Here is a 6,018-nt window from a genome sequence, read left to right as displayed (position 1 = left end):
CTCCTGAGCCCTACGAGATTTAGGATAAATTCGCTTCCCCCTAGGCGCCTCGGGGACGCTCTAGGGGGAAGCGAATTTATCCTAAATCTCGTAGGGCTCAGGAGTGCGGGGCGGGAAACCCTTTCGCCTCCTTAGCTGCGAGGCTGTGAGCCCAGAGTGGATGGGCAAGTGAAGCCTGTACTCGGGACGTTACTTCTTCTGTGGGATGGTCTTGAGCATCTCATCGACGGCTCTGATGAGCTGAGCATCATAGCCGCGAAGGTATTCCTCGGGGGTGGAATAGACCTCGATGTCGGGCTGCAGGGTTGCGTTCTCTAGGGGCTTGCCATTGAGGTCAGAGCAGGTCACCTGAGGAATACCGAAGACGATGTAGGGATTGATCTGAGACTCCCACCAGACGGCAGTCATCGTCCCTGCCACGGGCGAGCCAATGACCTTACCGAGGCCCAGCGTCTTGTAGACCCAGGGGAAGCCGTGCCCGTTGCTGTAGTTCCCTTCGCTGACGAGGACGCAGCTGGGCTTGTTCCACTGCATGAAGGGGTCATCACCGATATACTGGCCACGAGGAGTGAAGGTGAGGTACTTCTTCCCACTGAGTAGGTGGACGAGGTCTTCGTGGAGCCAGCCCCCGCCGTTGTAGCGGGTATCGACGATGACAGCGTCGGTATTGCGGTACTTACCGAGTAGATCCTGGAAGGCGGTGCGGAAGCTAGGGCTATCCATCGAACGTACATACACGTAGGCGACTCGTCCCCCACTACGCTCACGTACGAGGTCTTCGCAGCGACGGAGCCAACGACGGTAGAGGAGCTCGTCCTGCCAGTTCTGCGAGCAGGGCTTGACGATCTGGTCGAAGCGCTTGCCCGTCTTGGGGTCTAGGACGGTGAGGTTCACACGCTTGGAGACCTTGCCGTTGAGGTAGAGCTCGACGGGTTGGTCCGCCTTGATGAGTTCGCCATCGATACGCTCGATGATCATGCCCTTCTCTACCTTGGAGCCCCCGAAACTGAGCGGGCCACCCTGTAGGAGCTCGACGATACGTAGGCCATCGCCCTTGTAGCTATTGTCGTAGAAGGCGCCTAGAGCAGCGGTAGCTACGGGACTCTTCTTGGGGAAGCAACGCCCCCCTGTATGAGAGGCATTGAGCTCACCAAGGAGCTCGCTGAGGAGCTCTGCGAAGTCCTCATCATTATTGATATAGGGGAGGAAGCGGCGGTAGGTGGTGCGGTAGTAATCCCAGTCCACACCATGAAGCTTCTCGTCGTAGAACTTATCCTTGACCTGCTGCCAAGCGTGGTCGAAGATATAGGCACGCTCCTCGGCAGGTCTGTGGTCGAACTCCGCAGAGTAGCTGATGGGCTTCACCGCCCCGTTAGCGTCTACCTTGGAGAGCCCACCGTAGGACGTACCGACATAGATCGTCTTGCCGTCCTTGCCTAGGCGTAGCTCACCACGGCCGATCTTTGGAGAGAGGATCTTGGAGGTCTTGGAGACGAGATCCAGCTCCCAGAGGTCGGTACTATCACCGTAGCGCATGATGTAGTAGAGCTTGGTACCATCGTCGTTGATGAGGGCATCGGACACGCTCCCCGAGGCGGAGGTGAGGCGGATGACACGATCCTCACGGTCGGTAAAGTCAGGCGTGAAGGGCTTGGTGTCCTTCTTCTCTTCGGCCTTCTTATCCTTCTTCCCCTTTTTGGAGTCCTTCTTATCGGTGGCAGAGTCCTTCTTACCTAGATCCTTGAGTTCCTTCTGTAGCTCACGTTCTTCCTTGCTGAGTTTGAAGTCCTCGAAAGCTTCCTTATCTAGGAACATTAGGTAAAGATCCGTCTGTGCGCCCCAGCTCCCGTGGCTCCGATAGCCAGCTCGGTCGGAGCGGAAGAGGATGGCCTTGCCACCGAGGACAAACTTACCCTCGGCATCGTTATAACCACTCTCGGTGAGGTTGATGACTTCACCCGATCCGTCGGCCTTGACCAGAGCGCAGTCGGTGTGCATCCAGCCCCCAACACCGATGTAGTTCGTTAGGATCCACTTCCCGTCGGGGCTCCAACGGAAGTGCTGGTCACCATCGGAATAGGAATAGTTGAACTTCTTGTCGAGCACCTTCGTCTCCTTACCCGAAGCTAGGTCGTAGACATATATAGCGGTGCGGTCTCTGAGGAAGGCCACACGCCTGCCGTCGGGAGAGAAGAGGGGCTGGAAGCTCGCCTCCTTGCCCTTGGTGAGCTGCTTCTCCTTTAGCTCACGGGCATAGACGAAGTGAGGATCATCCTTGCGCACGAGCTCGGTCAGGTAAATCTGCCACGTACCATCCCGCTCAGCTGCGTAGACCATCTTCTTGCCATCGGAGCTAATGTCTACATCACGCTCCTCTTGGGGGGTGTCGGTGATCCGCTTGGTGGTCTTGTACTCGGTGTGGGTGACGTAGACGTCACCACGGGCGACGAAGGCGATCTCCTTGTCGCTCGGAGCGACAGCAAAGGAAGCGACGTCGCTCGTGAGCCACTCCTTATTGATCGCTTTCTCCTCGGCGTCACGGATGAGGGTGACAGTGACCTTCTGAGGCTGTCCTCCCGGGGTGAGGGTATAGATCTCGCCGTCGTAGCCGAAGCAGAGGGTACCGTTCTCGGCACGAGAGAGGAAGCGGACGGGGTTCTTGGCGAAGGTCGTGATACGCTCATCGCTGGCCGAGGGAGAGACGCTGGCTCGGTGATAGATATTGAAGGAGCCATCCCGCTCACTGAGGTAGTAGAAGCCCCCCTTGTCGTCCCAGACCGCATTGCGGTCTTCGCCACCGAAGGAGGTGAGCTTGGTGTACTTGCCCTCCTTGCTCCGGTGCCAGATGTCTCGGGTAACGGGGGAGACGGCATGCTTGCGCCAGACATCTTCGTAGCCCTTGATGTCGGTGTAGAGGATCTCGCCATTGCGTAGGGATGGGCTGGCCATCGGGGTCCCGTTGTAGAGCTGTGGGCGAGCAGTGTCCTTCGTTAGGTCGAGAGAGTAGGTCTGTACGAACCAGTTCCAGGGGTACATACTGAAGTTGGCCTCGGGCAAGATCGCAGCTTGGAAGAGGAGGGTGTTGTTGTCGAGAAAGGCAACAGGGAGCTCCTTGACACTATTGAAGGTCAGTCGCCTCAGCCCAGAGCCATCGGCCGAGACGATGTAGACGTCCTTCCCACCCTCTCTGTCGGAGGAGAAGGCGATGCGCTTACTGTCCGGGCTCCAGATGGGAGTGCCGTCGTAGGCTACATTGGAGGTGATACGCCGAGCACTCCCCCCCGCAGTGGGGACAGTGTAGATATCACCCTGGAAGCAGAAGGCGATGCTCCGACCATCTGGGCTGATCTGCTGATGCCTTAGCCAGAGGGGAGCCGAAGTCTCCGCTCCTACCGTCGTCCCAGCTAGGAGGGAGACGAGAGCGAGCGTGAATACATGTTTCATAGTCTATTGTATGTGAATAGTGAGCGTACGGGCAAAGTTACGCATTTATCGGGCACTTAACAAGGTGAGCGAGGAGGGGGGGAGCTGATGGAGTTGATGGGGCTGATGGGGCTAATAAGTCCAATAAGGGGAATAAGACTAATAGGGCTAATAAGGGGAGGGGCTATAAACGTAGCTAGCCCTCGGCAGTTGGGACTGCCGAGGGCTAGCTGCGAATTGTTCTCTAGGGAGAGAGGGGGATTACTTCTTGCCCTGACGTGCCGAGTAGCTTAGGTTAAGCGCATTGGCACGACGTAGCTCTTCCTTGATCTGAGAGATGATGTTCATCTTCGTTTCCTTATCTGCCTTCAGAGAGACCTGCATGAGGGCACGGCGGTCATCACGTAGCTTCGCCTTGGCCTGCTCGATGTAGCTGTAGACGGCAGTAGGGTTCTGCGTCACCTGGTCATTGAGCTGGATGGCGGAGTTCGATCCGTACATCGCACGATACTCCTTGTTGGGCTTCCCGACGTAGATGAAGGTCACGAGTGACTTCTCCTCTAGCTTCGTCAGTTCGGTCGCTGTAGGTAGGTTGCTGAAGCTGACCTTGGGAGTCACCTCACGGATGGAGGTCACCATCATAATGAAGAACAGGAAGGCGAAGACCAAGTCAGGGAGAGAAGACGTATTCAACTCGGGCATCTCGCGCCCACCTGATTTACTGAATTTTCCCATGACTACTGTTGCTTCTTTACGAGGTTAGACAGAGGCATTTCGGAGATGTGCATAGGGTATGCATCAGCCACTGACTTCTTCTGCGAAGGGGTCAGGTCTTCGAAAGGCTTTTGGAAGGCTTGCTTAGCGAACTTATCCCAGACCTCATTGTAGGCCTTGATCAGCTCATTCTGCACGTTGACGTACATCTGATAGCTCGTCTCGACCTCGTTCTTGATCGAGATAGCGTAGCCTGAGGTGACGACCTTGCGGTTGCCGAGGCCCTCTACATCGCGCACCTCGTGCTCGGGGAGGTAGGGCTTCTCCTCAGGGTTCATGATGAATTCAACAGCGTAGTCCTTGAGCTGGTCTAGCTTGACCGGGATGAGCTGGTCACGACCAGCGGCGTCCATGCGGGAGATCACGATCTCGTCAGATCGGTTGACCAGCAGGCGCATGACGTTACGGTCGTTGAGCTCGATCTGCTGTTGCTCTTGTTGCTTTGGAGCTAGCGGAGGCAGACGCCTCTTCAGCCCCTTATCAGTATCCATTGAAGTTGTAATCAAGAAGAAGATAAGCAACATAAAAGCGATATCGGCTGATGATGACCCATTGATACCGGGAGTCTTTCTTTTTGCCATAGTGCTTTCTGCTTTATTCGTTATTGATTATCAACTCTTATCTCTTCAGAGCCTTGGAGATACCTCCCCAGATGGCTGCGCCGACAGTTAGGATGAAGAGGACGTAGGTGGAGTAGAGCCACATATCGGTGACCTTGAGCCAGCCTGAGGTATTGTAGCTCTGAGAAGCCTCGTTGAGTCCCTTGATAGGTTCACCGCTACCGATGGCATAGGTGATAGCTAGTAGGGCGAGGAAGGCCACGACACCACCGATGGAGACGAGAGCCCCACGAGAGTTGGTCTGGAAGGTGCTGGCGAAGTTCTTGCACGCAAAGACGAGCGTAGCGCAGACGGTTACCAGGAAGAGGGCATACGTCCAGAAGAGGAGGATACCCGTATACTCATAGACCGTGTTCCCCTTAGCGTCAGTCTCGGATCCTCCTAGGAAGAAGAGGAAGAAGATCAGGACGCTGATGCAGGAGAGGATCAATAAAGTATAGCTGGATACCTTGCGTATCTTGGTTACAGCCATTGTCTTTATTTATTATGAGTTAGGGATTACTTGTTGTTCTTGACGTTGTACTTAACGATCAGGTCAAGCAGGGTGATGGAAGCGTCTTCCATGCGGTTGAGGATACCTTCGACGAGCGAGAGGATGTAGTTGTAGAAGACCTGAAGGATCAGAGCTACGACAAGCCCCCCGATGGTCGTGATCAGAGCCACCTTCATACCACCAGCGACGACCGTTGGGCTGATATCACCGACGCGTTCGATGTTATCGAAGGCGAGCACCATCCCTACGACCGTACCAAGGAACCCGAGAGAGGGAGCCATAGCGATGAAGAGGGTGATCCAGGAGAGGTTCTTTTCGAGCAGACCGCCCTGTACGCCACCGTAGGAGACGACGGACTTTTCGGCGATGTCGATACCCTGGTCAGCACGGAGCAGAGCCTGATAGGCGATCGAGGCGATAGGGCCACGGGTGTCGCGGGCGATACCCTTAGCCTTTTCGAGGTTACCTTCCTTGATGAGGGCATCTTCGATGTCCTTGAGGAGCTTGTCTGGGTTCGTGTTCGCTAGGTTTAGATAGATGATACGTTCGAGGCAGATAGCCAGCCCGAGGATGAGCGTGATGGCGATCAGAGCCATGAAGTCGGCACCCCCTTCGATGAACTTCGTCTTGAGGGACTGGTGGAAGCTCGTTTCTTCCTGAGCACCGGCAGGCGCTGTCGCATCGTCCGTAGCAGGGGCAGCGACTGCC

The 6,018-nt window shown here is 55.8% G+C and carries 5 protein-coding genes; all 5 read right to left on the bottom strand.

The features are described from left to right. Positions 1 to 189: 189 nt before the first annotated feature. The gene (locus QZ170_RS09035) at positions 190 to 3,444 is read right to left on the bottom strand and encodes a S41 family peptidase (RefSeq protein WP_297180179.1); all 3,255 of its coding nucleotides are present in this window, start codon (positions 3,442 to 3,444) and stop codon (positions 190 to 192) included. A 240-nt stretch (positions 3,445 to 3,684) separates the two neighbouring features. After that, entirely contained in the window at positions 3,685 to 4,158 is a 474-nt protein-coding gene (locus QZ170_RS09030) for a biopolymer transporter ExbD (protein WP_297180178.1), read from the bottom strand. Between the two features lie 2 nt (positions 4,159 to 4,160). Then, positions 4,161 to 4,778, bottom strand: a complete 618-nt coding sequence (locus tag QZ170_RS09025) for a biopolymer transporter ExbD (protein ID WP_297180175.1) — start codon at positions 4,776 to 4,778, stop codon at positions 4,161 to 4,163. Positions 4,779 to 4,815: 37 nt separating this feature from the next. Then, a complete protein-coding gene (locus tag QZ170_RS09020; RefSeq protein WP_297180173.1) occupies positions 4,816 to 5,289 on the bottom strand; it encodes a hypothetical protein in 474 nt (157 codons plus the stop codon). Positions 5,290 to 5,315: 26 nt separating this feature from the next. After that, on the bottom strand, positions 5,316 to 6,018 hold a 703-nt coding region (locus QZ170_RS09015; protein WP_297180170.1), incomplete at its 5' end, for a MotA/TolQ/ExbB proton channel family protein.

The organism is uncultured Porphyromonas sp. (assembly GCF_905372525.1).
Lineage (GTDB): Bacteria > Bacteroidota > Bacteroidia > Bacteroidales > Porphyromonadaceae > Porphyromonas.
Note: the sequence above shows the minus strand (reverse complement) of the source record. Positions and strands in the feature narration are given on the sequence as shown.

What these genes read in the sequence shown, in the direction of transcription:
- QZ170_RS09020 (WP_297180173.1), bottom strand. Translation starts at nt 5,289, where the DNA reads ATGGCTGTAACCAAGATACGCAAGGTATCCAGCTATACTTTATTGATC.
- QZ170_RS09025 (WP_297180175.1), bottom strand. Translation starts at nt 4,778, where the DNA reads ATGGCAAAAAGAAAGACTCCCGGTATCAATGGGTCATCATCAGCCGAT.
- QZ170_RS09030 (WP_297180178.1), bottom strand. Translation starts at nt 4,158, where the DNA reads ATGGGAAAATTCAGTAAATCAGGTGGGCGCGAGATGCCCGAGTTGAAT.
- QZ170_RS09035 (WP_297180179.1), bottom strand. Translation starts at nt 3,444, where the DNA reads ATGAAACATGTATTCACGCTCGCTCTCGTCTCCCTCCTAGCTGGGACG.